Genomic DNA, 24,912 nt, shown 5'->3' with positions numbered 1-24,912 from the left:
CGGGTCGGAACCACAGGGAGTATCGGGCGGAAACGGCCTCAATGGACCTGCCCATGCCAGGAGTTGGCCGGACTGCCCTTGTCCGTTCACTCCTTCCGCGGGGCGGCATGGAAAAGCCCGCCCCAGGTGGGGCGGGCTTCACCGGGTGACGCTCAGGGGGCGTCAGGGTGCCTGGAGGCCGACCAGTTCGGCCACGGCGGACCGGTGGGCGCCGGCCGTGCCGTAGGCGATCGAGTCGGACTTGGCCCGCTTGAGGTTGAGGTGGATCGGGTGCTCCCAGGTCATGCCGATGCCGGCGTGCAGCTGGAGCGCCTCCTCGGCGGCGTGCACCGCGACCGGCGCCGCGTACGCCTGCGCCACGGCCACCGCCACCTCGACATCCTCTCCGGTGGCGAGCGCGTCTGCCGCGTTGCGGGCGGCGGCGCGGAGGTTGACGACCTCCAGCCACAACTGGGCGAGGCGGTGCTTGAGCGCCTGGAAGCCGCCGACGGGCCGGTTGAACTGCTTGCGCTCCTTCAGATAGCGCACGGTCTCCGTCAACGCCCAGTCGGCGAGCCCGAACTGCTCGGAGGCGAGCAGCCCCGCCGCGGACCGCAGGGCACGTCGTACGGCGGGCTCGGCCTCACCGAGCCTGCGCGCCCGCGCCCCGTTCAGGGTGACGGTCGCGAGCGGCCGGGTGAGATCGAAGGACACCTGAGGGGTGACGGTCGCCTCGGAGGCGTCCACCGCGTACAGCCCGCCGTCCTCGGCCGGCACGAGCAGCACATCCGCGGCAGCCGCGTCCGCGATGCCGGTCAGCTCCCCGTGCAGGGTGCCGTTCTCCAGTCGTACGGCGGGAAAGGCGGTGCCGGGGGCCCGGTGCAGCGCGACCGCGAGCGCGCCGATGGCCCGCCCGGAGGCCAGCTGCCCGAGCAGTTCCTCGTCCCCGCACTCCAGCAGGGCCTCGGTGGCGACGACGGCGCTGGTGAGGTAGGGCACGGGGGCGACCGCGCGCCCCAGCTCCTCCAGTACGACGGCGACTTCGCGGTGCGTGGCGCCCTGGCCGCCCTGCGCCTCGGGCACCAGCAGGCCCGCCAGGCCCATGCCGTCGGCGAGGGCCTTCCAGGCGGCGAGGTCGTGCGGGGTGTCGGACTCGGTGCGCGCGATGACGCCGGGGGCGTCGCAGTGGTCGGCGAGGAGGTCCCGTACGGCGGACCGCAGCGCCTCTTCCTCCTCGGAGTAGAGAAGATCGGGCTGTGCGCTCATCGGGCGAGGTCCTTCCATGCGACGTCCTTGTCGGTGCGCGGCTCGGACGGGAGGCCCAGGACGCGTTCGGCGACGATGTTCAGCAGGACCTCGCTGGTCCCGCCCTCGATGCTGTTGCCCTTGGCGCGGAGGTAGCGGTAGCCGGCCTCGCGGCCGGTGAAGTCCACCAGTTCGGGGCGGCGCATGGTCCAGTCGTCGTACAGCAGGCCCTCCTCGCCGAGGAGTTCGACCTCCAGGCCGCTGATCTCCTGGTTGAGGCGGGCGAAGGCGAGCTTCATGCCGGCGCCCTCGGGGCCGGGCTGACCGGCGACGAGCTGCTGGCGCAGGCGTTCGGCGGTGAGCCGGGCGACCTCGGACTCCACCCACAGCTTCAGCAGCCGCTGGTGCAGGTCGTGGGTGCGCAGCTCGGGGCGCTCGCGCCAGGTCTTCGCGACCGGGGCGATCATCCCGCCCTCGCGGGGCAGCCGCATGCCGCCGATGGCGACGCGCTCGTTGTTCAGGGTGGTCTGGGCGACCCGCCAGCCGTCGCCGATCTCGCCGAGGCGGCGGGAGTCGGGGATGCGGACGTCGGTGAGGAACACCTCGTTGAACTCGGCCTCACCGGTGATCTGCCGCAGTGGACGCACATCGACGCCGGGGTCGGTCATGTCGCAGATGAAGTACGTGATGCCCGCGTGCTTGGGCACGTTCGGGTCGGTGCGGGCGATGAGGATGGCCCAGCGGGCGTTGTGCGCGCCGGACGTCCACACCTTCTGCCCGTTGACCACCCACTCGTCGCCCTCCCGTACGGCCCGGGTGCCGAGGGCTGCGAGGTCGGAGCCGGCGCCGGGCTCGCTGAACAGCTGGCACCACACCTCCTCGCCGATCCACAGGGGTCGCAGATAGCGCTGCTTCTGCTCCTCGGTGCCGTACTTGAGGATCGTCGGGGCGGCCATGCCGAGCCCGATGCCGTTGCGGCGCGCGTCGTTGTCGGGGGCGCCGGCGGCCTCCAGCTCGGCGTCCACGACGGCCTGCAGGGAGCGGGGCACACCGAGCCCGCCGAGGCCCTCCGGATAGTGCACCCAGGCCAGACCCGCGTCGAAGCGGGCCCCCAGGAAGTCCAGGCGGTCGGTGGTCGCCGGTGGGTGGGCGGCCAGCAACTCCTGTGTGCGGCTGCGCAGTTCGGCTGCGTCGGTCATGCGGCGGCTCCGTTCTCCAGGGACGGCAGGACGGCCACCCGGCCGGTGGTCACGCCGTCGGCGACACGCTGCACGGCGGCCGCGGCCCCGGCCAGCGGCACGCGCTCGCTGACCAGCGGCTTGATGGCGCCCCGGGCGGCCAGCTCGGTGAGCTGCTCGTGGCAGTGCGCGATCAGCTTCGGGTTCTTGGTGCCGTACAGGCCCCAGTGCAGGCCGAGGATCGAGTAGTTCTTCACCAGGGCGTGGTTGAGCCCCGGGCTGGGGATGACACCGCTGGCGAAGCCGACGACCACGATCCGGCCCTCGAAGGCGACGACCTTGGTCGACTGGGTGTAGGCCTCGCCGCCGACGGGGTCGTAGATGACGTCGGCGCCGCGGCCGCCCGTGGCCTCCTTGACGGCGGCGATGACGTCCTCGCTCTTGCGGTCGACGACGACGTCGCAGCCCGACTCCCTGGCCGCGGCCACCTTGTCGGCGCCGCCGACCACCCCGATGACCCGCGCCCCGGCCGCCTTGCCGAGCTGCACGGCCGCGCTGCCGACCCCTCCAGCGGCAGCGTGGACGAGCAGCGTCTCGCCTGCTTCGAGGTGAGCGCGACGGTGCAGACCGAACCAGCCGGTCTGGTAGCCGATGTGCAGGGCGGCGGCCTCGGCGTCGTCCAGCGACTCCGGCGCGGGCAGCAGGGTGGCGGCGTCCGCGAGGGCGTACTCCGCGAAACCACCGTGGGGCAGGGCGGGGTTGGCGATGACCCGCCGCCCGTCCTCGGTCTCCCCGCAGATCTCCACGCCCGGCGTGAACGGCAGCGGCGGGCGCACCTGGTAGTGGCCCCGGCACATCAGCACGTCCGGGAAGTTGATGTTCGCGGCACGCACCTTCAGCAGCACCTGGCCGTCGCCGGGCGTGGGCCGCTCCACCTCCTCGAGCCGCATCACCTCACTCGGCTCGCCGTTCTCGTGCACTTGCCATGCCTGCATGCGGTGCCTCCAGGGACTGCTCTGTCTGACCGGGGTCCATCGCATACTAAGCGGTCGCTTGCCCGGGAGGAAATACCTCCCACGGAACAACACCGGTCGAGTGCCGTGGGTGACGAGGGCGGCGCCTTCGCGGCCGGCCGACGCTGCCGCCCCGCACAGAGGGGACCGGGTCGGACTCCGAGCCGCCGAAGATGACCCACAACGGATCACCTACACGGCCGTGCGGCCGAACAACCGGAGCCTGTGGGCCGTCCCTGCCGACGGCGGCACGCCCGTGGTCATCGCCGAGGGAGGCCTCCCCACGCACGGCACCTGGCAACCAGCGGCCCCGCGCCGGCCCGGTTCACCCCGGCAGTACGCCCCGCCCGTCGCGGACCTCGAAGACCAGCTGGGTCTCGGTCTGCCGCACCATCGGGTGGACCGTCACGTGTTCCAGGATGAGGTCGCGCAGCTCCTCCGGGCTCGCCACGGCCACATGCAGGAGAAAGTCGTCGTCGCCGCCGACGTGCCACACCGTCAGGGCTCCCGGCACCTTGACCAGCCGGTCGTAGAGCGTGCGCACGTGTTCGCGGCTGTGGCTGCCGAGGCGGACCTTGATGATGGCGTGGATCGGGTGGCCGAGTGCGCCGAGGTCGAGCCGGGCGTTGATGCTCGTGATGACGCCGGACTCCCGCAGCGCACGGACCCGGTAGGCGCAGGTCGACTCGGCGACGCCCACCCGGGCCGCGAGCGCCGCGTTGGTCATCCGGCCGTCCTCCACGAGCGCGACCAGGATGGCCAGATCGGTGCCGTCGAGCCCCGCCGCAGCGGGTTGTGGTTTCTTCAGCGGCCGGCCTGCCATGAGCCCTCCTCTTGGCGAATCTGCACCAATATCGGGGATCGGCCACGCCTTCCACAATGACTCTTGCAGGACATTGCGGATCACCTCACTCTCTGGGCATGACCTCGTCGTATCTGCAATTCGACTCCCTGGCGGTCCACGCCGGCCGTGAGGACCTGACAGAGCTCGGCGTCCACGCCCTCCCCATCGACCTGTCGTCGACCAATCCGCTGCCGGACATCGACGCCGGCGGGCTGTCCTACGAGGCCATGGCGGGCGGAGGGACGCCGACCGCGGACGGCGGAGCCGTCTATGCGCGGCTCTGGAACCCGACCGTGGCGCGGTTCGAGTCGGCGCTGGCCCAGATGGAGCACGCCCGGGCCGCCGTGGCGTTCTCCTCGGGCATGGCGGCGATGACCGCGGCGATCCTGGCGACCGTGAAGGAGACCGGCCGCCGCCATGTCCTCGCCGTCCGCCCCCTCTACGGCGGCACGGACCATCTGCTGGCCTCCGGCCTCCTCGGTACGGAGGTGAGTTACTGCTCGGCGCCGGACGTCGCCGCCGCCATCCGTCCCGACACGGCGATGATCGTGCTGGAGACGCCCGCCAATCCGACCCTCGAACTGGTCGACATCCGTGCCGTGGTCGAGGCCGCCCAGGGCGTTCCCGTCCTCGTCGACAACACGTTCGCGACGCCCGTCCTGCAGAATCCTCTCGATCTCGGTGCCGCGATGGTCCTGCACAGCGCCACCAAGTACCTGGGCGGGCACGGCGACGTGATCGCCGGTGTCATCGCCTGCGGCGAGGAGCAGGCAGCCGCACTGCGCCGGGTCCGCGCGGTCACCGGCGGTCTGCTGCATCCGCTGGGCGCCTACCTCCTGCACCGCGGACTCGCCACGCTTCCGGTTCGGGTACGGGCCCAGCAGGCGAACGCCCGGCGCATCGCCGCGTGGCTGACGACCCACCCGAGCGTCGCCCGCGTCCACTACCCCGGGCTCGACGGAGACCCGCAGGGGCTGCTCGGCCGACAGCTGAAGGGCACGGGCGCGATGATCTCCGTCGACCTCCGCGGCGGCTACGAACAGGCCGTACACGCCACTTCGACGGTCAGCCTCTTCACCCATGCGGTGTCCCTGGGCGGCGTCGACTCGCTGATCCAGCACCCGGCCTCGCTGACGCACCGGCCCGTCGCCCCGGAGGCCCGCCCGGGCGCCGGCCTGCTCAGGCTCTCCATCGGCCTTGAGGACCCCGAGGACCTGATGGCCGACCTCGACCGAGCCCTCGCCGCACACCGGCCGATTCCCGTGGCGGCGGACCTGTCCCACGCATGGACCGCCGACACGGCGTGACCTGGAGGTGGGACGCCGGGGCGGCCGAGAAGAGGCATGTCGCTCAGTGCGACTCGCGGCTCACCTCCGAGCCGCTGGAGCCGACGAGGAAGTCAAGGTCGGCGCCCGTGTCGGCTTGCAGGACGTGGTCGACGTAGAGGCGTTCCCAGCCCCGGCGGGGGTTGGCGAAACCCGTGAGGGTCTCCTTGGTGGGGGTCCGGCGGACGAGTTCGTCGGCGGGTACCTCGACGTCGATGCGGCGGGCTTCGACGTCGAGGGAGATGACGTCCCCCGTGCGCACCAGTGCGAGGGGGCCGCCGGCCGCGGCTTCCGGGGCCACGTGCAGGACGACCGTGCCGTAGGCGGTGCCGCTCATGCGGCCGTCGCAGACGCGGACCATGTCGCGGACGCCCTGTTCGAGGAGCTTCTTCGGGAGCGGCATGTTCGAGACCTCGGGCATGCCGGGGTAGCCCTTGGGGCCGCAGCCGCGCAGGACCAGCACGCTGTCGGAGTCGACGTCGAGGTCCGGGTCGTCGATACGGGCGTGGAAGTCCTCGATCGAGTCGAAGACGACCGCCCGGCCGCGGTGGCGCAGCAGGTGCGGTGAGGCGGCGGCCGGTTTGACGAGGGCGCCGTCGGGGGCGAGGTTGCCGCGCAGGACGGCGATTCCGCCCTCGGCGACGAGCGGCTGGGCCCGGGGGCGGATGACGTCCTCGTCCCAGATCGGGGCGTCGTCGAGGTAGTCGGCCAGAGGGCTGCCGGTGACGGTCAGGGCCTCGGGGTCGAGCAGGTCGCGGACCTCGCGCAGCACCGCGAGGAGGCCGCCGGCGCGGTGGAAGTCCTCCATGAGGAAGCGGCCGGCCGGCTGGAGGTCGACGAGGACCGGTACCCGGGAGCCGATGCGGTCGAAGTCGTCGAGGGTCAGGTCGATGCCGAGGCGGCCCGCGATGGCGAGGAGATGGACGACCGCGTTGGTGGAACCTCCGACGGCGGCGAGCGCGACGATCGCGTTGTGGAAGGAGGCCCTGGTCAGGAAGGAAGCGGGCCGGCGGTCGGCGCCCACCATGTCCACCGCCAGCCGGCCGGTGCGGTGCGCGGCCTTCAGAAGCCGGCTGTCGGGGGCGGGAGTTCCGGCGGTACCGGGCACGACCGTGCCCAGGGCCTCGGCCACCAGGGCCATCGTCGAGGCCGTGCCCATGGTGTTGCAGTGGCCCCGGCTGCGGATCATCGACGACTCGGAGCGGGTGAACTCCTCCTGGGAGAGCGTGCCGCCGCGGACCTCCTCGGACAGCCGCCACACATCGGTGCCGCAGCCCAGGGGCATGCCGCGGAAGGTTCCGGTGAGCATGGGTCCGCCGGGGACGACGACGGCGGGCAGGTCGACGGAGGCGGCGGCCATCAGCAGCGAGGGGATCGTCTTGTCGCAGCCGCCGAGCAGGACGACGCCGTCCACGGGGTTGGCCCGCAGCATCTCCTCGGTGGCCATCGCCGCCATGTTGCGCCACAGCATGGCCGTGGGACGGACGTTCGTCTCGCCGAGCGACACCACCGGCAGATCCAGCGGGATCCCGCCCGCCTCGTACACGCCGTTGCGCACGGAGGCCGCCACCTCGTTCAGGTGGGCATTGCAGGGGGTCAGGTCCGAGGCGGTGTTGGCGATGGCGATCTGCGGGCGCCCGGTGAAGGCGTCGTCCGGTGCGCCCCGCCGCATCCAGGCCCGGTGGATGTAGGCGTTGCGGTCCTGGCCCTCGTACCACTGCGCGCTGCGGAGCGTCACCATGGAGCCTCTTCCAATAGTCGGTACGGCGCTCTAAAGTCCGGAACATCATGAAGCGTACGCAGACGTACGAGGGTCCGACAGACCCCGGCACGGACGGCTCGACCGGCGCCGACGGAAGCCGGCTCGTGGGGTCGGACCGCGTGCTCGCCGTCCTCAAGGAGCTTGCCCGGTATCCCGAGGGCGTGGGCCTCGAGGAGTTGACCCGGGTGATCGGCAGTCCCAAGCCGACCGTGCACCGGGCGCTCGCGGCCCTGCGCCGGGCGGGTCTGGCCGGTCAGGACGCCCGCGGCCACTACACGCTCGGGGACGAGTTCCTGCGGATGGCCTTCGCCCACCACGAGGCCCGGCCCGACCATGTCCGCGTCCGCCCGGTCCTGGAGGCACTGGCGCAGCGGTTCGGTGAGACCGCGCACTACGCGGTCCTCGACGGCCGTGAGGTCGTCTACCGCGCCAAGGTCGATCCGCCCAGCGGTGCCGTCCGGCTCACCTCGATGGTGGGCGGCCGCAACCCCGCGCACGCCACCGGAGTCGGAAAGCTGCTGCTGGCCCGCCACCTGGGGACCTTGGCGGAGGTCGAGGCATGGATCGGCGACTCTCCCCTGGTGCGGCGCACCCCGCGGACCCTGTGCACCGCCGACGCGCTTCACCGCGAGTTGCAGACCATCCGCGAGCGGGGCCACTCCCTCGACGACCAGGAGAACGAGCCGGGCGTCAACTGCCTCGCCCTGCCCGTGTACGCGACCTCGCCGAGGACGCCTTCCGGAGCCGTCAGTGTCAGTGCGCTGACCTACCGGACACCGCTGAGCACCCTGGTCGAAGCGACTGACGAGATCCGTGCGCTGCTCGGTCCCCTCGGCGAGCCCCACCGCTGAAGAGCCGCCGAGGCCGCCCCTCTTCCCCACCACCCATCCCGTCGAACCCACCCTGGAGACTGAGCTCGTGTACCTCATGCGCATCGGCGCCGCCGGCGCCGAAAAGCCCGTCGCCCGCATCGACGACGAGACCTACGTGGACCTCTCGGACGTCGTCACGGACTTCGACGAGGCGTTCTTCGGCGCGGGCGGCCTCGACCGCGTCCGTCCCGTCGTGACGGAGCGGGCGGCGGCCGGGCAGGTGTCGCGCTTCGCCGGGGAGCGCATCGGCGCTCCCGTCGCCCGCCCGCACCAGATCCTGTGCATCGGCCTCAACTACCGCGACCACGCGGCCGAGAGCGGCATGGCCGTGCCCGACGAGCCGATCCTGTTCACCAAGTCGCCCAACACCCTGGTCGGGCCCCACGACGACGTGCGGATCCCGCGCGGGTCCACCAAGACGGACTGGGAGGTGGAGCTCGGCATCGTCATCGGCAAACGCACCCGTTACCTGGACTCGGTCGAAGAGGCGCGCGAGGCCATCGCCGGCTATGTGGTCGTCAACGACGTCAGCGAGCGCTCCTTCCAGCTGGAGCGGGGCGGGCAGTGGGCCAAGGGCAAGTCCGCGGAGACCTTCAACCCCGCCGGTCCGTGGCTGGCCACCGCCGACGAGATCGAGGACGTCCTCGCGCTCGACATGTGGCTGGACGTCAACGGGGTGCGCCGGCAGACCGGCAACACCAAGACGATGATCTTCGACCCGTACTTCATCGTGCACTACCTCAGCCAGTTCCTGGTCCTGGAGCCCGGCGACCTGATCAACACCGGCACCCCGCCCGGCGTCGGCATGGGCCTCACTCCGCCCGTGTATCTCCAGCCGGGCGACGTGATGGAACTCGGCATCCAGCAGCTCGGCACCCAGCGGCAGCGCGTGCTCGGACCCCGGTGACGGGTCGCCCCATGCGCGCGTTCGTCCTGACCGGCCCCGGCAAGTACGCCGTACAGGAGGTCGCGGCGCCGGTGGCGGGCCCCGGCGAAGTCGTCGTCGACGTCGAACGGGTCGGCGTGTGCGGCACCGACGTGGAGTTCTTCACCGGCGCGATGGCGTATCTCCACCAGGGCCATGCCGCCTACCCGATGCGCCTCGGTCATGAGTGGGCGGGGCGGGTGGCGGCGCTCGGCGCCGGTGTCGACCCCGGCTGGCTCGGGCGCCGCGTCATGGGCGACACCATGCTCGGCTGCGGTGCGTGCCGCCGTTGTCTGCGCGGCCACCAGCACGTGTGCGAGAAGCGGCAGGAGGTCGGCGTACGCGGGAACCGGCCCGGCGCCCTGGCGGAGCAACTCGCGGTCCCTGCCTCCTCGTTGCACCTCCTGCCCGACTCCGTCGACGCCGTGCTCGGGGCGCTGGTGGAGCCGGGCGGCAACGCCCTGCGCGCCGCCGAGGCCGCCGCTCCCCGTCCCGGGGACCGCGCCCTGGTCCTGGGACCGGGGACCATCGGACTGCTGACCGCGATGTTCCTCCGTACGACCGGTGCGGAGGTCCACCTCATGGGCAGCACCGACAGCTCCCTCGCCTTCGCCCGCGCGCTGGGCTTCGAGCACGTCTGGGCGGAGGACTCCCTGCCGGACCTGCCCTTCGACGCGGTCGTCGACGCCTCGAACGCCGCCCATCTGCCGGACAGGGCCCTGGAGTTCGTCGAGCCGTCCGGCCGGGTCGTGTACATCGGGCTGGCCGGCGAACCCAGCAGGATCGACACCCGCACGCTCGCCCTCAAGGACGTCACCGCGGTGGGCGTCCTGTCCGCCTCTCCCGGCCTGGACGCCGCCATCCGCGCCTACGCCACGGGGTCGGTCGACCCCAGGCCGCTCGTCGCCGCCACCGTGGGCCTCGACGAGGCGGGCTGCGTACTCGCCGGCGAGCGCCCACCCGGCGCCGGCCCCGGCCCCAAGATCCATGTGGATCCCCGCTCGGACTGAGGCGTGAAACCCGGACAAGAGCCCTGTCACGGCCCAAGTGGGCCGATACGCTGGAGAACGGCCATGGACCGGGGGCGGGGCTGGGGGCGGGGGCATGGATCCACGGATGCAGCTGTCGGTGGGCGGGTACGTCTGCGAGCGTGAGCTGGGCCGGGGTGGGCAAGGGGTGGTGTGGCTCGCCCGGGACCGGGCGGGGCAGCCGGTGGTGGTGAAGTTCCTGCTGCCGGGCAAGGAGTACGACGAGGTCGCGCTGGCCCGCGTACGGCGGGAGTTCGGTGCGGCGAGCCGGGTCGGCGAGCTGGCCACGGCACGGGTCCTCGATGCCGACCTGACCGGGCGCAATCCGTACATCGTGAGCGAGTTCGTGCCGGGCCCCACCCTCCACCAGCATGTGGCCGCGGGCGGCCCGCTGTCCTCCGGGCGGCTGCAGTCCGTGGCGTTGGCGGTCGCGCACGCGTTGGCGCAGGTGCACCGGGTGGGTGTCGTGCACCGGGACATCAAACCGTCCAACATCCTGCTCTCCCCGGACGGGCCGCGGATCATCGACTTCGGCATCGCCCGCGACGACGGGCTGCTCGAGTCGGCGCTCACCACACCGGGCAGTGTGCTCGGCTCGCCCGCGTACATGTCGCCCGAGCAGGTCAGGTCGATGCGGGTCAGCGGCGCCACCGATGTGTTCTCCCTCGGCGGCACGCTGTACTTCGCCGCCACGGGGCGGCATCCCTTCGAGGGGGAGGGCGGCTACGAGGTGCTCGTCGCGGTGTGCGAGCGCGACCCGGATCTCTCGGCGGTGCCGGAGCCGGTCCGTTCGGTCATCGCCGACTGTCTGCGCAAGGACCCGGCTCAGCGGCCCACCGCGGCCCAGCTCGTCACCCGGCTCGCGGGGGCGGCGGAGGGCGCGCGGTCGCAGTCCGGGACGTCACAGCCACCGCTGCCGGCGGCCGGGCGCGGGAAGGGCGGCTTGCGCCTGGGCACGAGCGCCCGGCAGCTGCGGCTGTGGGGGTTCGCGGCCGGCAGTGCCGCGGCGGCGGTGCTGCTTGCCGTCGTGCTGAGCACCACCTCCTCGGGGGGAGCCCATGGCTCGGGCTCCCCTTCCTCGTCCGGGAGGCCGAAGAGCGCCGCAGGCTCCCAACCCCTGTCGTACACCGATGACTTGACCGATTCGGGCGACTGGTCGCACAAGGACCCGACCCTGGCGAAGATCACGCACCAGGGCGGGACCATGCTGGTGGACCCGAGGACCGAGCTGGAGGTGTGGCCGCAGGCGCCCTTCGAGCCGTCGTCGTTCGCGGTACGGCTGAGCACCCAGACGGAGTGGTACGGGGGCGAGGGCGGGGTCGGGCTGTGGTGCAACGGCTCGGGGGACTACCGGAAGGGCTCTCGCTGGGCGACCTACCTGACGACAGGTCAAGAGGCCCTGATCGTGCGGGAGTTCCGGTTCAAGGGGGCTTTCCAGCATGACCGGGTCGTCGAGGTCGACCTGGCGGATGTGGGTCTGAAGGTGGCGAGCCGGCAGCAGGTCGACATGGCGATGACCTGTTCCCCGGCCGGTGCGGGCCGGATCAGGGTCGAGCTCGGCGTGGACGGCACCCGGGTCGCCTCGTACACGGGGGCCGCCTTCGACGCGCGGGGCTGCGGTGTGGCCGCCTTCCACTACAGCGCGACCGACCCGCGGGGCACGGCCTTCCACGCGGGGTTCGAGCGCTTCACCGCCTCCGAGCTGCCCGGGAGCTGACAGCCGGCAGGAGCGGTGCCGCCACCGAGCGGCTGATTCCTCGGGCCGCGCGGCGTGTCCGGGCCGGCGGGGCGGCAGGCCCGGAGCAGGGTGGGCGGCACTGCCGTCATGGAGGAGGAACCGTGAAGCGTCGTGTCGTCGCCGTCCTGGCCGCTGCCGTCGCCGGGCTGATGCTGTTCGCGGTACCGGCCGCGGCCCAGGACGGCCGTGGTGACGTCGAGAGCAATGACTGGAACATCCCGCTCACCAACATCGGCATCCTGTAGCGCCGAGTCCGGCCCCCGCCCACTCGCCCCCAGCTCCGGATGCCTTTCGAACCCCTGACGCATGACAGCGCAGTCAGCCGCAGGGGTCGGCCCGGCCGCGAATGGCATGATTGAGCCCGATCGACGGGCCACCGGGAGGCACCATGGCGCGAGGGACAGGGCGGCGCGCAGGCTCCTCCGCACCGCGCAGCGTGGACGTCGCCCGGCTCGCGGGTGTCTCGCAGAAGACGGTCTCCCGGGTCTTCAACGACGAGCCGTACGTCTCGGCCGAGGTGCGCCGGCGGGTGCTCGACGTCGCCGAACAGCTCGGCTATCGGCTGAACAACGCCGCCCGCGCGCTGGCCTCCGGGCGCACCCGTTCGATCGGCGTGGTGACGCTGGGCACGGCACTGTACGGGCCGGCCTCGCTGCTCATGGGTGTCGAGCGGGTCGTCCGGGACACCGGTTACACGCTGCGCGTGGTCAACACGATGAAGGGCGACCCGGCGGGCCTCGCGGGTGCCGTGGACTCGCTGCTCGATCAGGGCGTGGACGGCATCGTCATCTCCGAACCGATCGACGAGCAGACCGACGGCACAGCGCCCTCCCTCCGCCTCGACGTTCCGGTCCTCGCCTTCGGCGCACCGCCGCCCGTCACCGCGCCGATGGTGCTGACCGCGGGCCACGGCGTCGACCTGATGGCCCGGACCGCCACCGAACACCTGCTGGCCCTCGGCCATGTGACGGTCCATCACCTCGCGGGTCCGCAGCGGTGGTACGCCGCCCGGGACCGATGCGAGGGGTGGCAGGCTGCCCTGACAGCGCAGGACCGGGAGGTGCCCGCGGTCGTCGGGGGCGACTGGTCGGCCGCCTCCGGCTACCGGGCGGGACGGAAGCTGGCCGAGGACGGCGGCGTCACCGCCGTCTTCGCGGCCAACGACGACATGGCGATCGGACTGATCCGCGCGCTGGGCGAGGCCGGCCGGCGCGTGCCGGGTGACGTCAGCGTCGTGGGCTTCGACGACATCCCGCTCGCCGCCTATGTGACGCCTCCCCTGACCACGGTGCGGCAGCCGTTCGACGCCGTGGCCCAGGAGGGGCTCAAGCGCCTGGTGCATGCCATCGAGAACCCGAAGGCAGAGTCCTTGGCGCCGAGTGGCCCATCGGTCGACCTCGTCGTCCGCGCCTCGACCGCGCCGCCACCGCCGAGCCGGAAAACCCCGGCCCGCGGGCCGCGCACCGCCTCCCGTGCCGACAGGACATCCCGTCCGCCTCTCGCAAGTGGCGGCCCGTCCACCGGGCACTGAACCCGTCCGCAGGCCGAGCCGACCACAGCCCTCGCGGACGACGCCGACCAGGCTGTGTGCGGCGCGGCGGCGCGCCGCCCTGCGCGGCAGACGTCCCCTCAGGAGCCGCAGCCGCCGACCCGCCTGCTGCTCAGCGCCACGTCGTCCATGTGCATGTCGTAAGAGGAGGGGCTGGGGTCGGCCTGGTACAACTGCCAGCCCAGCTTGAGCCTGTCGAAGTGAGGGAAGACGAAGTCGTCCTCGGTGCCGCCGTGTTGTTTCCTCGACACCGTCAACTCGGGCTGTTCCGCGCCGTCCAGGTAGACGGTGACGCGGTCGTCGGTCGCGTCGAGGTGGAATTCGACGCACTGCCAGGTTCCGGCCGTGGCGGGAGCGGAGGTCTTCCAGGCGGTCCAGTCGCCGGTGGGGCCGAGATCGGAGCCGACCCCCCAGAAGTTGCCCTGAGAGGTGGGAACGTACTGGCCGCCCAACGGCCGTACCAGCGTGGGGACATCGGATCCGGAAGCCTCCGCGATGGTCCAGTGCGCCCAGTCGGGAGCCTTGGGCAGGCGGTCCACGCGCAGTCGCAGCCGGGCCCAGAAGCTGTTGCCGGCGGGTGTGAGACCGGACAGTGCGAGGAAGGCGCGGCCGTTGCCCTCGGTGTGGAGCCGCAGTTCGTGTCCGTGGCCGGTGGCGCCGGGCTCGACGGTCAGCGAACCGTTGGAGGTGTCGGCGCTCCAGCCGCGGCCGGCGGTGACCGGCCCGAGGGGAAGGCGGTCGAAGTTCTCCCTGAAGAAGGTCTTGTGCGCGGTGGGGGTGGCGGAGGCGGTGGGGGGTATCGCGAGCAGCGCGGCCGATGCGGCCAACAACGCGGCTGCGATCTTCCTCATGCGTGTCATGCGCTCAGTGTGCAACACCTGTCACAGCAGTCACACAGGCCGGGGCCTACGAGAAGTGAAACGGCCAACGGACAGGCAGTGGCGGCGAGTTGTCGTATCGGCACGACCGTCATGACCTCTTCGGCCGCGCCCGCACATGCATCCGCTCCCCCTGCGGCCCGAACAGGCTCAGGAACTCCACCGGCCCCTCCCCCGTCGACCCGAACCAGTGCGGCACCCGTGTGTCGAACTCGGCCGCCTCGCCCGCGGCCATGACGACGTCGTGCTCGCCCAGCACCACCCGCAGCCGCCCGGACAGCACGTACAGCCACTCGTACCCCTCATGGGTGCGTGGTTCGGGCTCCTCCGTGCCCTGCGGTACCAGCACCTTGAAGGCCTGGAGGCCGCCGGGCTGCCGGGTGAGCGGCCAGAAGGTGCGGCCGTGCCGCACCAGGGGCTTGCCGCGCACCCGCGGGTCCCCCGCCGGCGGCGCGCCGACCAGCTCGTCCAGCGGCACCTGGTGCGCCCGCGCGATCGGCAGCAGCAGCTCCAGGCTCGGCCTGCGCAGTCCGGACTCCAGCCGGGACAGCGTGCTGACCGAGATGCCGGTCGCCGCCGACAGCCCGGCAAGCGTGGAACCCCGCTCCTTGCGGATCCGGCGCAGCCGGGGGCCGACCTCCGCGAGGACCTCGTCCGTGTCGTCGCCACTCATGGAAGACATTGCAGTTTCGGCAAACGGGTTTGTCAATGCGGCAGCGGCGGGGCGACCGTCGGGCGTGGAGGTGGTCACCCATGGCCGAGAAGCACAGCGAGCAGTACGAAGTGATCGTGATCGGAGGGGGCGCGGCCGGGCTCTCCGCCGCGCTGGTCCTGGGCCGGGCCCGGCGCCGCACGCTCGTCGTCGACGCGGGCGAGCCCCGCAACGCCCCCGCCGCCCATATGCACGGCTATCTCTCGCGGGACGGCATGCCACCCGCCGAGTTCCTGGCGATCGGCCGCGAGGAGATCGCACGGTACGGCGTGGAACTCGTCCGCGACCGGGCCGTGGACGTCACGAAGGGCGCGGAATTCGCGGTCGTCCTCGCGAGCGGCCGGACCGTGCGCGCACGGCGCCTCGTGATCGCCACGGGCCTGCGGGACGAGCTGCCGGGGGTGCCCGGCGTGGCCGAGCGCTTCGGCCGGGACGTGCTGCACTGCCCGTACTGCCACGGCTGGGAGGTCCGCGACCAGGCCTTCGGCGTACTGGCCACGACCCCGCTGAGCGTCCACCAGGCACTGATGGTGTCCCAGTGGTCGAAGGACGTGACGCTCTTCCTGCACACCGTGGCCGAGGAGGAGCTCTCGGACGACGACCTGCGCAGGCTCGCGGCGGCCGGGGTGAAGGTGGTGGCCGGCGAGGTCGCGGAGCTGGTGATCGAGGACGACCGCCTCGCAGCCGTACGCCTCGCGGACGGCACGACACACCCCCGCGAGGCCGTCTTCACGGCACCCCGCGCGCTCCCGCAGACGGATCTGCTGGAGCGGCTTGGGGCGGAACTGCGGGAGACGCCGTTCGGCGCGTACCCCGTGGTCGACCCGACCGGGCTCACCTCTGTGCCTGGCGTCTGGGCGGCCGGAAACGCGATGGGCTTCGCCGAGCAGGTCGTGAACGCGGCGGCGGGGGGCTACCGGGCGGGGGCCTACATCAACGGGGAGCTGCTGATGACCGACCTCGACACGGCCGTACCGGCATAGAACCACCGCCGTCCGGGTGTAGAGCGCCCGCCTCCGTTGGAGGATGGCTGCATGCTGCTTGCCCGCCTCGCCCACGTCTCCCAGGAGGTCGCCGCCACCTCGGCGCGGTCCCGGAAGATCGCGCTGCTCGCCGAGCTGTTCCGGGACGCCGAGGCGGACGACGTGCCGATCGTGATCCCGTATCTGGCGGGACGGCTGCCGCAGGGGCGGCTGGGCGTCGGCTGGAAGGTGCTCGGCCGCCCGGTCTCCCCGGCCGCCGAACCCACGCTCACCGTGCGGCAGGTGGACGCCCTCCTCAGCGAGCTGGGCAAGGTCTCGGGCACCGGCTCGCAGGCCGAACGGGCCCGGCTGGTCGGCGAGTTGATGGGAGCGGCCACCGAGGACGAGCAGCGGTTCCTGCTCGGACTGCTGACCGGTGAGGTACGACAGGGCGCCCTGGACGCCGTCGCCGTCGAAGGCCTGGCGCAGGCCACCGGGGCACCGTCCGCGGACGTACGCCGGGCGGTGATGCTCGCGGGTTCCCTGCAGACGGTGGCGCAGGGGCTGCTCGCCGAGGGCCCGGCGGCCCTGGACCGCTTCCGGCTCACCGTCGGCCGCCCGGTCCTGCCGATGCTGGCGCACAGCGCCTCCTCGGTGGCCGAGGCGGTCGACAAGCTGGGCGCGTGCGCGGTCGAGGAGAAGCTGGACGGCATCCGGGTGCAGGTCCACCGGGACGGCGACAGCGTACGGATCTACACCCGCACCCTCGACGACATCACCGACCGCCTCCCCGAACTCACCACGGCCGCCCTGGAGTTGGAGGTCCGGCGGTTCATCCTGGACGGCGAGGTGATCTCCTTCGGGGCGGACGGGCGGCCCCGGTCCTTCCAGGAGACGGCCGGGCGCGTCGGCTCGCGCGTGGACGTGGCGACGGCCGCCGAGACCGTCCCCGTCTCCCCCGTCTTCTTCGACGCGCTGTCCGTCGACGACCGCGACCTGCTCGACCTGCCCTTCGCCGAGCGGCACGCCGAACTGGCCCGGCTGGTCCCCGAGCCGATGCGGGTACGGCGCGCCCTGGTCTCGGGGCCGCAGGACGTGAGCGCGGCCGAGGACTTCCTCGCCGAGACCCTGGAGCGCGGCCACGAGGGCGTGGTCGTCAAGGCCCTCGACGCCGCCTACAGCGCGGGCCGGCGCGGCGCGTCCTGGCTGAAGGTCAAGCCCGTGCACACCCTCGACCTGGTGGTGCTCGCCGCCGAGTGGGGCCACGGCCGCCGCACCGGCAAGCTCTCCAACCTCCACCTCGGAGCCCGCAACCCCGACGGCTCCTTCGCCATGCTCGGCAAGACCTTCAAGGGGATGACCGACGCGATGCTCACCTGGCAGACCGAACGCCTCCAGGAGCTCGCCACGGGCACCAACGGCTACGTGGTGACCGTACGACCCGAACTCGTCGTCGAGATCGCCTACGACGGCCTGCAGAAGTCCACCCGCTACCCGGCCGGCGTCACCCTCCGCTTCGCCCGCGTGGTGCGCTACCGCGAGGACAAGCGCCCGGAGGAGGCGGACACGGTCGAGACACTGCTCGCGGCGCACCCGGAGGTGAGGCCATGAGCGGCAGGCGCAGCGCAGGTCTGCTGTTGTTCCGGCACACCGGTGGCGCTCTGGAGGTCCTCCTGGGCCACATGGGCGGGCCGTTCTTCGCCAAGCGCGACGCCGGGGCGTGGACCGTCCCGAAGGGTGAGTACGAGCCCGAGGAGGAGACGGCCTGGGAGGCGGCCCGCCGCGAGTTCCAGGAGGAGCTCGGTCTTGAGCCGCCCGACGGGGAGGCGGTGGCGCTGGGCGAGGTCCGGCAGACGGGCGGCAAGACCGTCACCGCCTGGGCGGTCGAGGCCGACCTGGACCCGGCGACGATCGTGCCCGGCACCTTCCGGATGGAGTGGCCGCCGAGGTCCGGGCAGACCCAGGAGTTCCCCGAGCTGGACCGGGTGGAGTGGTTCGGTCTGGACCGCGCGAAGAATGTGATCGTCAAGGCGCAGGCCGCGTTTCTCGACCGCCTGGCGGAGCACTCGGAGGAATCCGAGCCATCGGATTAACCGCACAGGCGCCCACGCGTTGCGGTCACCGGCAGCGCGCGGGAAGGTCGAACCAAGCCCGCCCCCAGGAGGTCAGCCATGCCCATCGCGACGGTGAACCCGGCGAACGGCGAGACGCTCAAGACGTACGAGGCCATGGGCGAGGAGGAGCTCGAGCGCCGGCTCCAGCTCGCGGAGGCGACGTTCCGCACGTACCGGACGACGCCCTTCGCCGAACGCGCCCGCCTCATGCACAGGGCCGCCGGTCTCCTCGACGAGATCCAGCAGGACATCGGCCGCGTCATGACCACCGAGATGGGCAAGCCGATCAAACAGGCGCGCGCGGAGGCCGCCAAGTGCGCCAAGGCGATGCGCTGGTACGCCGACCACGCCGAGGAACTCCTCGCCGACGAGGAGCCCTCGGAGTTCGACGTGAAGGACTCGGGCGCCTCCCGCGTCCGGGTCCGCTACCGGCCGCTCGGCCCCGTCCTCGCGGTGATGCCGTGGAACTTCCCGCTGTGGCAGGTGGTCCGGTTCGCGGCGCCCGCGCTGATGGCGGGCAATGTGGGCCTGCTCAAGCACGCCTCGAACGTCCCGCAGACCGCCCTCTTCCTGGAGGACCTCTTCCACCAGGCGGGCTACCCGGAGGGCTGCTTCCAGACCCTGCTGATCGGTTCCGGTGCCGTCGACGACATCCTGCGCGACGAACGCGTCAAGGCGGCCACCCTCACCGGGAGCGAACCCGCCGGGCGGGCGGTCGCCTCCACGGCCGGGGACATGGTCAAGAAGACGGTCCTTGAGCTGGGCGGCAGCGACCCCTACGTCGTCATGCCCTCCGCCGACCTCGACCGGGCCGCACAGATCGCGGTCACCGCGCGCGTGCAGAACAACGGGCAGTCGTGCATCGCCGCCAAACGGTTCATCGTGCACACGGACGTCTACGACGCCTTCGCCGAACGCTTCGTCGAGGGCATGAAGGCGCTGAAGGTCGGCGACCCGATGGAGGAGGACACCGACGTCGGGCCGCTCTCGAGCGAGCAGGGGCGCGACGACCTGGAGGAGCTCGTCGAGGACGCGCGGCGCAGCGGGGCCCAGGTGCTGTGCGGCGGCCATCGGCTGCGCCGGCCCGAGCTGCCCGGCTGGTACTACCCGCCGACCGTGCTGACCGGGATCACCCGGGAGATGCGCATCCACCGCGAGGAGGCCTTCGGGCCCGTCGCCACGCTGTACCGCGCGTCCGACCTCGACGAGGCCGTACTCATCGCCAACGATTCGCCGTTCGGCCTGAGTTCGAACGTGTGGACGCGGGACGAGGCGGAGGTGGACCGCTTCGTGCGGGACCTGGAGGCGGGCGCCGTGTACGTCAACGGGATGACCGCCTCCCACCCGGCGTTCCCGTTCGGCGGGGTCAAGCGGTCCGGTTACGGGCGTGAGCTGTCCGGGCACGGAATCCGGGAGTTCTGCAACATCACGACGGTTTGGCACGGTGCGTGAGTGCTGCGCGGCTAACATCCCGGTTGTGAACCGCGAAGTGACTCTGCCTCTGATCGTCGATGACCGCGGTGTCCTGCAGGTGGCTGCGGCTGATGTGAGCAAGCTGCTGCGGACGGTGGGGGGAAGGTGGCTGCACCTGGTCGAGGCCGGGGAGGCGGGGCTCGACGAGGACACAGTGGCGGCTTTGACCATTGAGCTGGCGAAGCTGGCCGATCGTATCGATGTGGCGTGTATTGCTCACAGCAGCGGGACTGCGCCGTAGGGGGTGTCACTCGGCCAGTTGCAGCAGCGTCGACCAGAACAATGACTCGTAGCTTTGCAGCAAGCGGCCGTACTCGTGTGCACGGTCCTCGTTCAGGAAGCCCGCGTCCAGGCCTGCCTGGACCGCTGCCGTTGCCCTCTCGTCCAACTCGGGGGCCGGCTGGGCGAAGAAGTCGAAGAACGCGCAGGCATCGTCACTGAAGCCGTAATGGGCGCGCAGGGACTGGGCGATGGTGGCGCAATAGCCGCCCCAGGCCGAGAAGTTGGCGGTGATGGCCAGGACCACGTCGGTCGGGGAGGCGTTGAGGGCGAGCCAGGCGACGTAGGACGGATAGGCCTGGCAGCCCGGCAGCGGCTCGTAGGCGAGCGTCCTGGCCTCGTCGATGCCGCATGCCCGCGCGAACGGCCGCAGCCGTTCGGCTGCCAGCGCCTCGCCGTCGGCGAGCATCCCGAAGAACGCGGCGGCCTCCGGTTCCTCCGCGGCCCGTTGCGCCAGATGGAGGAACGCCCGGCGGTCCGCCGGGATCACCCAGTGCTGTTCCAGTGCCAGCGTGGCGAGTGTGTCGCGGGAGGCCTCGCCCCGGGCGATGCGGGGGACGATCGGGTTGGCGTGCGGGTCCGGGGCCAGCTTCACGGTGGTCGTCTCCAGCAGTTCCGTGGCCGTACGCGTCATTGCGTCCTCCATGGGATCGGATGCGGGGCTCCTGCTTCGACCTTGGCACGGGGTCCCCGATACGGAGTAGTCCGGCGCGAGATCGTCGCCTCGTCGGGTGATCGTGGATGAACCACCCCCAGAGGTGAACCCTTTTCGACCCGGGGGCCGAAAGCCTTCCGGACGGCGAAAGCAGGACGGTTCATGGCGACTTTGTGCAGACCCTCGGTGTCCGTCCCAGAGCATGTGATCACGATGGAGGAGACGCTGGAGCTCGCACGCTCCCGGCACGCCGACCATCCGCAACTGCCGCTGGCCCTCCGGCTGATCGAGAACACCGGCGTTCGCACCCGGCACATCGTGCAGCCCATCGAAGAGACGCTGAAACATCCCGGATTCGAGGAGCGCAACAAGGTCTACCAGGCCGAGGCGAAAGCCCGGGTCCCCGCGGTCATACAGCGGGCGCTCGACGACGCGGAGCTGCTGACCAAGGACATCGACGTGATCATCTACGTGTCGTGCACGGGCTTCATGATGCCCTCGCTCACGGCCTGGCTGATCAACGAGATGGGCTTCGACAGCACCACCCGCCAGATACCCATAGCCCAGCTCGGTTGTGCGGCCGGCGGAGCCGCGATCAACCGGGCACACGACTTCTGCTCCGCCTACCCCGACGCCAATGCGCTGATCGTGGCCTGCGAGTTCTGCTCGCTGTGCTACCAGCCCACCGACCTGGGCGTCGGATCCCTGCTCTCCAACGGCCTGTTCGGCGACGGGATCGCCGCCGCGGTGGTGCGCGGACGGGGCGGCGAGGGCATCGAGCTGGTGCGCAACGGCTCGTACCTGATCCCCAAGACCGAGGAATGGATCATGTACGACGTCCGGGCCACCGGATTCCACTTCCTGCTGGACAAGCGGGTGCCGGGCACGATGGAACCGCTCGCGCCGGCCCTGCAGGAGCTGGCAGGTCTGCACGGCTGGGACGCCTCCGACCTGGACTTCTACATCATTCACGCCGGCGGCCCGCGCATTCTCGACGACCTCAGCAAGTTTCTGCAGGTCGATCCGCAGGCGTTCCGGTTCAGCCGGGCCACGCTCACCGAGTACGGCAACATCGCCAGCGCCGTCGTCCTCGACGCGCTGCGCCGGATGTTCGACGAGGGCGGAGCGAAGCACCGGGCGCGCGGGCTGCTGGCCGGTTTCGGGCCCGGCATCACCGCGGAGATGGCGCTGGGCCACTGGCACAGCCCCGACGACAGAACGGCATGAGTACGGCATGACTGAAGAGACCCTCACCGAGACCCTCCCCCCGATCCGGCACTGGCCGGCCCTCGACCTGACCGGTGTCGACTTCGACCCGGTGCTGGCCGAGCTGATGCGTGAGGGCCCCGTCACCCGCATCCAGCTGCCCAACGGCGAGGGCTGGGCCTGGCTGGTCACGCGCTACGACGACGTCCGCATGGTGACCAACGACCCCCGCTTCAGCCGTGAGGCGGTCATGGACCAGCCGGTCACCCGGCTCGCCCCGCACTTCATCCCGCAGCGCGGCGCGGTCGGCTTCCTCGATCCGCCGGACCACACCCGGCTGCGCCGCTCGGTGGCCGCCGCGTTCACGGCGAAGGGCGTGGAGCGGGTGCGCGAACGGTCGCGGCTGCTGCTGGACGAGCTGGTCGACGAGCTGTTGCAGGACGGCCCCCCTGCGGACCTCACCGCGACCGTCCTCACCCCCTTCCCCATCGCGGTGATCTGCGAGCTGATGGGCGTCCCGGCCGCCGACCGGCACGGCATGCACACCTGGACCCAGCTGATCCTGTCCTCCTCGCACGGCGCGAAGGTCAGCGAGAAGGCCAAGAACGAGATGGGCGCCTACTTCGCCGACCTCATCGCCCTGCGGGAGGGCAGCTCCGGCGAGGACGTGGCGTCCCTGCTCGGCGCCGCCGTCGGCCGCGAGGAGATCACCCTGGAGGAGGCCGTCGGTCTCGCCGTACTCCTGCAGATCGGCGGCGAGGCGGTCACCAACAACAGCGGCCAGATGTTCTACCTCCTGCTGACCCGCCCCGACCTGGCGGCGCACCTTCGCGCGGAGCCGGAGATCCGTCCCCAGGCCATCGACGAGCTGCTGCGCTACATCCCGCACCGCAACGCGGTCGGTCTCTCGCGCATCGCGATGCAGGACGTGGAGATCAGAGGCGTACGGATCCGCGCGGGCGACCCGATCTACGTCTCCTACCTGGCCGCCAACCGCGACCCGGACGTCTTCCCGGACCCGGAGACGATCGACTTCACCCGCGCCCCGAACCCTCATGTGTCGTTCGGCTTCGGCCCGCACTACTGCCCGGGCGGCATGCTGGCCCGGCTGGAGTCGCAGCTGCTCGTCGACGCGCTGCTGGACCGGGTTCCGGACCTGAGGCTCGCCGTACCACCCGGCCAAGTGCCGTTCAAGAAGGGGGCGTTGATCCGCGGTCCCGAAGCACTGCCGGTCACATGGTGAGCAGCCGGTGACGGCGACGGAGGGTCTGCTGGTACCGCCGGGCCACGGCCGGGTCGTGGAGACCCCGGCCCAGCGCGTCACGTTCAAGGTGACCGGCACGCACTCGCGCACGGCGTCCACCTTCGAGGTGGAGGTACCGCCCGGCTTCGACGTCGGCGCCCATGTGCACACGCGAAGCGAGGAGTTGTTCTACGTGCTCGAAGGCGAACTGGACGTCCTCGCCTTCGAGCCGCGGGTCCGGACCCCCGACAACTGGCAGCGCTGGGAGTCCGGTTCGGGCAGCCGCGTGGTCCGGGCAACCCCCGGCACGGTCATCGTCGTACCACCGGGCTGCCCGCACGCGTTCGCCAACCCGACGGACACCCCCGCGAAGATGTTCTTCCAGGCGTCCCCGCCCCCGGACCATGAGCGCTATTTCGAGGAACTGCTGGAGATCTTGGGCGGCGGGGGCCCACCGGACCATGCGGCGATCGAGGAGCTGAGGGCGAGGTACGACATCCAACAACTCACACCTCTGAAACACCGGTGACGGACGCGTCCCTCAAGGGGCGCGGGGCTGTATCGATGTGCGGCTCCGCCGCGTGGGCGCGACAAGCCCCCACACACCCGCAGCCCGCGTACTACCGAATGGACATCCCCGAAAGCGTCCTGGCAATCACCAGCCGCTGAATCTCACTCGTCCCCTCGAAGATCGTGTAAATCGCGGCATCCCGATGCATCCGCTCCACGGGGTACTCCCGCGTATAGCCATTCCCGCCAAGAATCTGCACCGCCTGCGCGGTGACCTTCTTGGCCGTCTCGCTGGCGAACAGCTTCGACATGGACCCCTCGGCAGCAGTGAACTGCTTGCCGTTGACGGCCATCCACGAGGCCCGCCACACCAGCAGCCGCGCCGCGTCGATCGACGTCCGCATGTCCGCGAGCTGGAAAGCAACACCCTGGTTGTCGATGATCGGCCGCCCGAACTGCTCACGCGTCTTCGCGTAGTCGAGAGCGACCTCGTACGCGGCCCGGGCGGTACCGACCGCCATCGCCCCGACCGCCGGGCGCGAGGCCTCGAACGTGGCCATGGCGGCGTTCTTCACGCGCTCGCCGTTGCCCGCCTTCGCCCGCTCCCGGGCCCGGGCGAGGCGCTCGTCGAGCTTCTCCTTGCCGCCGAGCAGGCAGGAGCCGGGGACGCGGACGTTCTCCAGGACGACCTCGGCGGTGTGCGAGGCGCGGATGCCGTGCTTCTTGAACTTCTGGCCCTGGGACAGGCCCGGTGTGTTCGGCGGGACGATGAAGGACGCATGGCCCTTGGAGCCGAGATCCGGGTCCACGACCGCGACCACGACGTGGACGTTGGCGATGCCGCCGTTGGTCGCCCAGGTCTTGGTGCCGTTGAGCACCCACTCGTCCTTGGCCTCGTCGTAGACGGCACGCGTACGCATGGAGGCCACGTCCGAACCGGCGTCGGGCTCGGAGGAGCAGAACGCGGCGACCTTGACATCGTTCGTGTCGCCGTACATCTGCGGGATCCAGGTGCCGATCTGTTCCTCGGTACCGTTGGCGAGAACGCCCACGGCGGCGAGCCCCGTGCCTACGATCGACAGGGCGATGCCCGCGTCGCCCCAGAACAGCTCCTCCATGGCCATCGGAATGCCCAGCCCGGTGGGGTCGAAGTACTGCTGGGCGTAGAAGTCGAGGGAGTAGATGCCTACCTTCGCGGCCTCCTGGATGACCGGCCAGGGAGTCTCCTCACGCTCGTCCCATTCGGCGGCCGCAGGGCGGATGACGTCGGCGGAGAAGCCGTGCAGCCAGTCCCGGACCTCCTTCTGTTCGTCGTTGAGCTCCATGGTGAACTCGGCCATGTCCCCTCCAGCGGCGGCGGTGCTCTTGCATGTTACTAGCGGTAACTCCAGTCTGTTACTCGCGGGTAGGAGAAGTCAACTC

At 71.4% G+C, this 24,912-nt stretch carries 23 protein-coding genes and 1 pseudogene; 15 read left to right on the top strand and 9 right to left on the bottom strand.

Annotation, left to right across the window (positions count from 1 at the left end; genetic code table 11):
• Positions 1-162 precede the first annotated feature (162 nt).
• The 4 genes from ACWC1K_RS26960 to ACWC1K_RS26945 form a co-directional block, all read right to left on the bottom strand.
• The gene (locus tag ACWC1K_RS26960; RefSeq protein WP_450834961.1) at positions 163-1,245 is read right to left on the bottom strand and encodes an acyl-CoA dehydrogenase family protein; all 1,083 of its coding nucleotides are present in this window, start codon (positions 1,243-1,245) and stop codon (positions 163-165) included.
• Positions 1,242-2,423 (bottom strand): acyl-CoA dehydrogenase family protein, encoded by a 1,182-nt coding sequence (locus ACWC1K_RS26955; protein ID WP_450834959.1) that lies wholly within the window; start codon positions 2,421-2,423, stop codon positions 1,242-1,244. Before ACWC1K_RS26955 ends, ACWC1K_RS26960 begins: the two co-directional genes overlap by 4 nt.
• On the bottom strand, positions 2,420-3,397 hold the full coding sequence (locus ACWC1K_RS26950) for an NADPH:quinone oxidoreductase family protein (RefSeq protein WP_450834957.1): 978 nt from the start codon (positions 3,395-3,397) through the stop codon (positions 2,420-2,422). Before ACWC1K_RS26950 ends, ACWC1K_RS26955 begins: the two co-directional genes overlap by 4 nt.
• A 343-nt stretch (positions 3,398-3,740) precedes the next feature.
• Complete coding sequence (locus ACWC1K_RS26945; protein ID WP_450834955.1) at positions 3,741-4,238, bottom strand: Lrp/AsnC family transcriptional regulator; 498 nt, start codon at positions 4,236-4,238, stop codon at positions 3,741-3,743.
• A gap of 98 nt (positions 4,239-4,336) precedes the next feature.
• Between ACWC1K_RS26945 and ACWC1K_RS26940 the strand changes: the two genes are divergently transcribed.
• Complete coding sequence (locus ACWC1K_RS26940; RefSeq protein ID WP_450834953.1) at positions 4,337-5,566, top strand: trans-sulfuration enzyme family protein; 1,230 nt, start codon at positions 4,337-4,339, stop codon at positions 5,564-5,566.
• Positions 5,567-5,609: 43 nt separating this feature from the next.
• On the opposite strand, the gene ACWC1K_RS26935 is transcribed toward ACWC1K_RS26940, so the two are convergent.
• Positions 5,610-7,325 carry an IlvD/Edd family dehydratase gene (locus ACWC1K_RS26935; RefSeq protein ID WP_450834951.1) on the bottom strand — a complete coding sequence of 572 codons (1,716 nt, stop codon included), beginning with the start codon at positions 7,323-7,325 and terminating at the stop codon, positions 5,610-5,612.
• A gap of 47 nt (positions 7,326-7,372) precedes the next feature.
• Between ACWC1K_RS26935 and ACWC1K_RS26930 the strand changes: the two genes are divergently transcribed.
• From ACWC1K_RS26930 to ACWC1K_RS26905, 6 genes are all read left to right on the top strand, one after another.
• Positions 7,373-8,197 (top strand): IclR family transcriptional regulator, encoded by an 825-nt coding sequence (locus ACWC1K_RS26930; RefSeq protein ID WP_450834949.1) that lies wholly within the window; start codon positions 7,373-7,375, stop codon positions 8,195-8,197.
• Between the two features lie 67 nt (positions 8,198-8,264).
• Positions 8,265-9,125: a fumarylacetoacetate hydrolase family protein gene (locus ACWC1K_RS26925; protein ID WP_450834947.1), complete on the top strand. Its 861-nt coding sequence runs from the start codon at positions 8,265-8,267 to the stop codon at positions 9,123-9,125.
• 11 nt (positions 9,126-9,136) lie between these two features.
• Entirely contained in the window at positions 9,137-10,153 is a 1,017-nt protein-coding gene (locus ACWC1K_RS26920; RefSeq protein ID WP_450834946.1) for a zinc-dependent alcohol dehydrogenase, read from the top strand.
• Between the two features lie 106 nt (positions 10,154-10,259).
• A complete protein-coding gene (locus ACWC1K_RS26915; protein WP_450834944.1) occupies positions 10,260-11,888 on the top strand; it encodes a serine/threonine-protein kinase in 1,629 nt (542 codons plus the stop codon).
• Positions 11,889-12,010: 122 nt separating this feature from the next.
• Complete coding sequence (locus tag ACWC1K_RS26910; protein WP_450834942.1) at positions 12,011-12,154, top strand: hypothetical protein; 144 nt, start codon at positions 12,011-12,013, stop codon at positions 12,152-12,154.
• A gap of 143 nt (positions 12,155-12,297) precedes the next feature.
• Positions 12,298-13,440 carry a LacI family DNA-binding transcriptional regulator gene (locus ACWC1K_RS26905; protein WP_450834940.1) on the top strand — a complete coding sequence of 381 codons (1,143 nt, stop codon included), beginning with the start codon at positions 12,298-12,300 and terminating at the stop codon, positions 13,438-13,440.
• Between the two features lie 98 nt (positions 13,441-13,538).
• Here the strand turns inward: ACWC1K_RS26905 and ACWC1K_RS26900 are convergent, their stop codons facing one another.
• Both ACWC1K_RS26900 and ACWC1K_RS26895 read right to left on the bottom strand, forming a co-directional pair.
• On the bottom strand, positions 13,539-14,318 hold the full coding sequence (locus ACWC1K_RS26900; RefSeq protein ID WP_450834938.1) for a hypothetical protein: 780 nt from the start codon (positions 14,316-14,318) through the stop codon (positions 13,539-13,541).
• A 109-nt stretch (positions 14,319-14,427) separates the two neighbouring features.
• On the bottom strand, positions 14,428-15,009 hold the full coding sequence (locus ACWC1K_RS26895; RefSeq protein WP_351479306.1) for a helix-turn-helix domain-containing protein: 582 nt from the start codon (positions 15,007-15,009) through the stop codon (positions 14,428-14,430).
• A gap of 80 nt (positions 15,010-15,089) precedes the next feature.
• Between ACWC1K_RS26895 and ACWC1K_RS26890 the strand changes: the two genes are divergently transcribed.
• The 5 genes from ACWC1K_RS26890 (at position 15,090) to ACWC1K_RS26870 (ending at position 19,838) form a co-directional block, all read left to right on the top strand.
• Positions 15,090-16,031, top strand: a complete 942-nt coding sequence (locus tag ACWC1K_RS26890) for an NAD(P)/FAD-dependent oxidoreductase (RefSeq protein WP_450834936.1) — start codon at positions 15,090-15,092, stop codon at positions 16,029-16,031.
• Between the two features lie 51 nt (positions 16,032-16,082).
• A complete protein-coding gene (locus ACWC1K_RS26885) occupies positions 16,083-17,621 on the top strand; it encodes an ATP-dependent DNA ligase (protein WP_450834934.1) in 1,539 nt (512 codons plus the stop codon).
• Entirely contained in the window at positions 17,618-18,103 is a 486-nt protein-coding gene (locus tag ACWC1K_RS26880; protein WP_450834932.1) for an NUDIX domain-containing protein, read from the top strand. Before ACWC1K_RS26885 ends, ACWC1K_RS26880 begins: the two co-directional genes overlap by 4 nt.
• 78 nt (positions 18,104-18,181) lie before the next feature.
• Positions 18,182-19,576: an NADP-dependent succinic semialdehyde dehydrogenase gene (locus ACWC1K_RS26875; RefSeq protein WP_450834930.1), complete on the top strand. Its 1,395-nt coding sequence runs from the start codon at positions 18,182-18,184 to the stop codon at positions 19,574-19,576.
• A 25-nt stretch (positions 19,577-19,601) separates the two neighbouring features.
• Positions 19,602-19,838: a DUF6213 family protein gene (locus ACWC1K_RS26870; protein WP_351479321.1), complete on the top strand. Its 237-nt coding sequence runs from the start codon at positions 19,602-19,604 to the stop codon at positions 19,836-19,838.
• Positions 19,839-19,844: 6 nt separating this feature from the next.
• On the opposite strand, the gene ACWC1K_RS26865 is transcribed toward ACWC1K_RS26870, so the two are convergent.
• A complete protein-coding gene (locus tag ACWC1K_RS26865) occupies positions 19,845-20,510 on the bottom strand; it encodes a thiaminase II/PqqC family protein (protein WP_450834928.1) in 666 nt (221 codons plus the stop codon).
• 171 nt (positions 20,511-20,681) lie between these two features.
• Here ACWC1K_RS26865 and ACWC1K_RS26860 point away from each other — a divergent pair.
• The 3 genes and pseudogenes from ACWC1K_RS26860 to ACWC1K_RS26850 all read left to right on the top strand — a co-directional run.
• Positions 20,682-21,758 (top strand): annotated as a pseudogene (locus tag ACWC1K_RS26860) (type III polyketide synthase); the annotation flags it as partial.
• A gap of 7 nt (positions 21,759-21,765) precedes the next feature.
• Entirely contained in the window at positions 21,766-22,980 is a 1,215-nt protein-coding gene (locus ACWC1K_RS26855; RefSeq protein ID WP_450834926.1) for a cytochrome P450, read from the top strand.
• 7 nt (positions 22,981-22,987) lie between these two features.
• Entirely contained in the window at positions 22,988-23,509 is a 522-nt protein-coding gene (locus ACWC1K_RS26850) for a cupin domain-containing protein (RefSeq protein ID WP_450834924.1), read from the top strand.
• A gap of 91 nt (positions 23,510-23,600) precedes the next feature.
• Here ACWC1K_RS26850 and ACWC1K_RS26845 read toward each other — a convergent pair whose 3' ends face one another.
• Positions 23,601-24,830: an acyl-CoA dehydrogenase family protein gene (locus ACWC1K_RS26845; protein ID WP_450834922.1), complete on the bottom strand. Its 1,230-nt coding sequence runs from the start codon at positions 24,828-24,830 to the stop codon at positions 23,601-23,603.
• Positions 24,831-24,912: the final 82 nt, after the last annotated feature.

The sequence above is a fragment of the Streptomyces sp. NPDC001492 genome (assembly GCF_053597275.1).
This window is presented reverse-complemented; position numbering and strand designations above follow the sequence as displayed.

What these genes read in the sequence shown, in the direction of transcription:
- ACWC1K_RS26960 (WP_450834961.1), bottom strand. Translation starts at nt 1,245, where the DNA reads ATGAGCGCACAGCCCGATCTTCTCTACTCCGAGGAGGAAGAGGCGCTG.
- ACWC1K_RS26955 (WP_450834959.1), bottom strand. Translation starts at nt 2,423, where the DNA reads ATGACCGACGCAGCCGAACTGCGCAGCCGCACACAGGAGTTGCTGGCC.
- ACWC1K_RS26950 (WP_450834957.1), bottom strand. Translation starts at nt 3,397, where the DNA reads ATGCAGGCATGGCAAGTGCACGAGAACGGCGAGCCGAGTGAGGTGATG.
- ACWC1K_RS26945 (WP_450834955.1), bottom strand. Translation starts at nt 4,238, where the DNA reads ATGGCAGGCCGGCCGCTGAAGAAACCACAACCCGCTGCGGCGGGGCTC.
- ACWC1K_RS26940 (WP_450834953.1), top strand. Translation starts at nt 4,337, where the DNA reads ATGACCTCGTCGTATCTGCAATTCGACTCCCTGGCGGTCCACGCCGGC.
- ACWC1K_RS26935 (WP_450834951.1), bottom strand. Translation starts at nt 7,325, where the DNA reads ATGGTGACGCTCCGCAGCGCGCAGTGGTACGAGGGCCAGGACCGCAAC.
- ACWC1K_RS26930 (WP_450834949.1), top strand. Translation starts at nt 7,373, where the DNA reads ATGAAGCGTACGCAGACGTACGAGGGTCCGACAGACCCCGGCACGGAC.
- ACWC1K_RS26920 (WP_450834946.1), top strand. Translation starts at nt 9,137, where the DNA reads ATGCGCGCGTTCGTCCTGACCGGCCCCGGCAAGTACGCCGTACAGGAG.
- ACWC1K_RS26915 (WP_450834944.1), top strand. Translation starts at nt 10,260, where the DNA reads ATGCAGCTGTCGGTGGGCGGGTACGTCTGCGAGCGTGAGCTGGGCCGG.
- ACWC1K_RS26905 (WP_450834940.1), top strand. Translation starts at nt 12,298, where the DNA reads ATGGCGCGAGGGACAGGGCGGCGCGCAGGCTCCTCCGCACCGCGCAGC.
- ACWC1K_RS26900 (WP_450834938.1), bottom strand. Translation starts at nt 14,318, where the DNA reads ATGACACGCATGAGGAAGATCGCAGCCGCGTTGTTGGCCGCATCGGCC.
- ACWC1K_RS26895 (WP_351479306.1), bottom strand. Translation starts at nt 15,009, where the DNA reads ATGAGTGGCGACGACACGGACGAGGTCCTCGCGGAGGTCGGCCCCCGG.
- ACWC1K_RS26890 (WP_450834936.1), top strand. Translation starts at nt 15,090, where the DNA reads ATGGCCGAGAAGCACAGCGAGCAGTACGAAGTGATCGTGATCGGAGGG.
- ACWC1K_RS26885 (WP_450834934.1), top strand. Translation starts at nt 16,083, where the DNA reads ATGCTGCTTGCCCGCCTCGCCCACGTCTCCCAGGAGGTCGCCGCCACC.
- ACWC1K_RS26880 (WP_450834932.1), top strand. Translation starts at nt 17,618, where the DNA reads ATGAGCGGCAGGCGCAGCGCAGGTCTGCTGTTGTTCCGGCACACCGGT.
- ACWC1K_RS26875 (WP_450834930.1), top strand. Translation starts at nt 18,182, where the DNA reads ATGCCCATCGCGACGGTGAACCCGGCGAACGGCGAGACGCTCAAGACG.
- ACWC1K_RS26865 (WP_450834928.1), bottom strand. Translation starts at nt 20,510, where the DNA reads ATGACGCGTACGGCCACGGAACTGCTGGAGACGACCACCGTGAAGCTG.
- ACWC1K_RS26855 (WP_450834926.1), top strand. Translation starts at nt 21,766, where the DNA reads ATGACTGAAGAGACCCTCACCGAGACCCTCCCCCCGATCCGGCACTGG.
- ACWC1K_RS26845 (WP_450834922.1), bottom strand. Translation starts at nt 24,830, where the DNA reads ATGGCCGAGTTCACCATGGAGCTCAACGACGAACAGAAGGAGGTCCGG.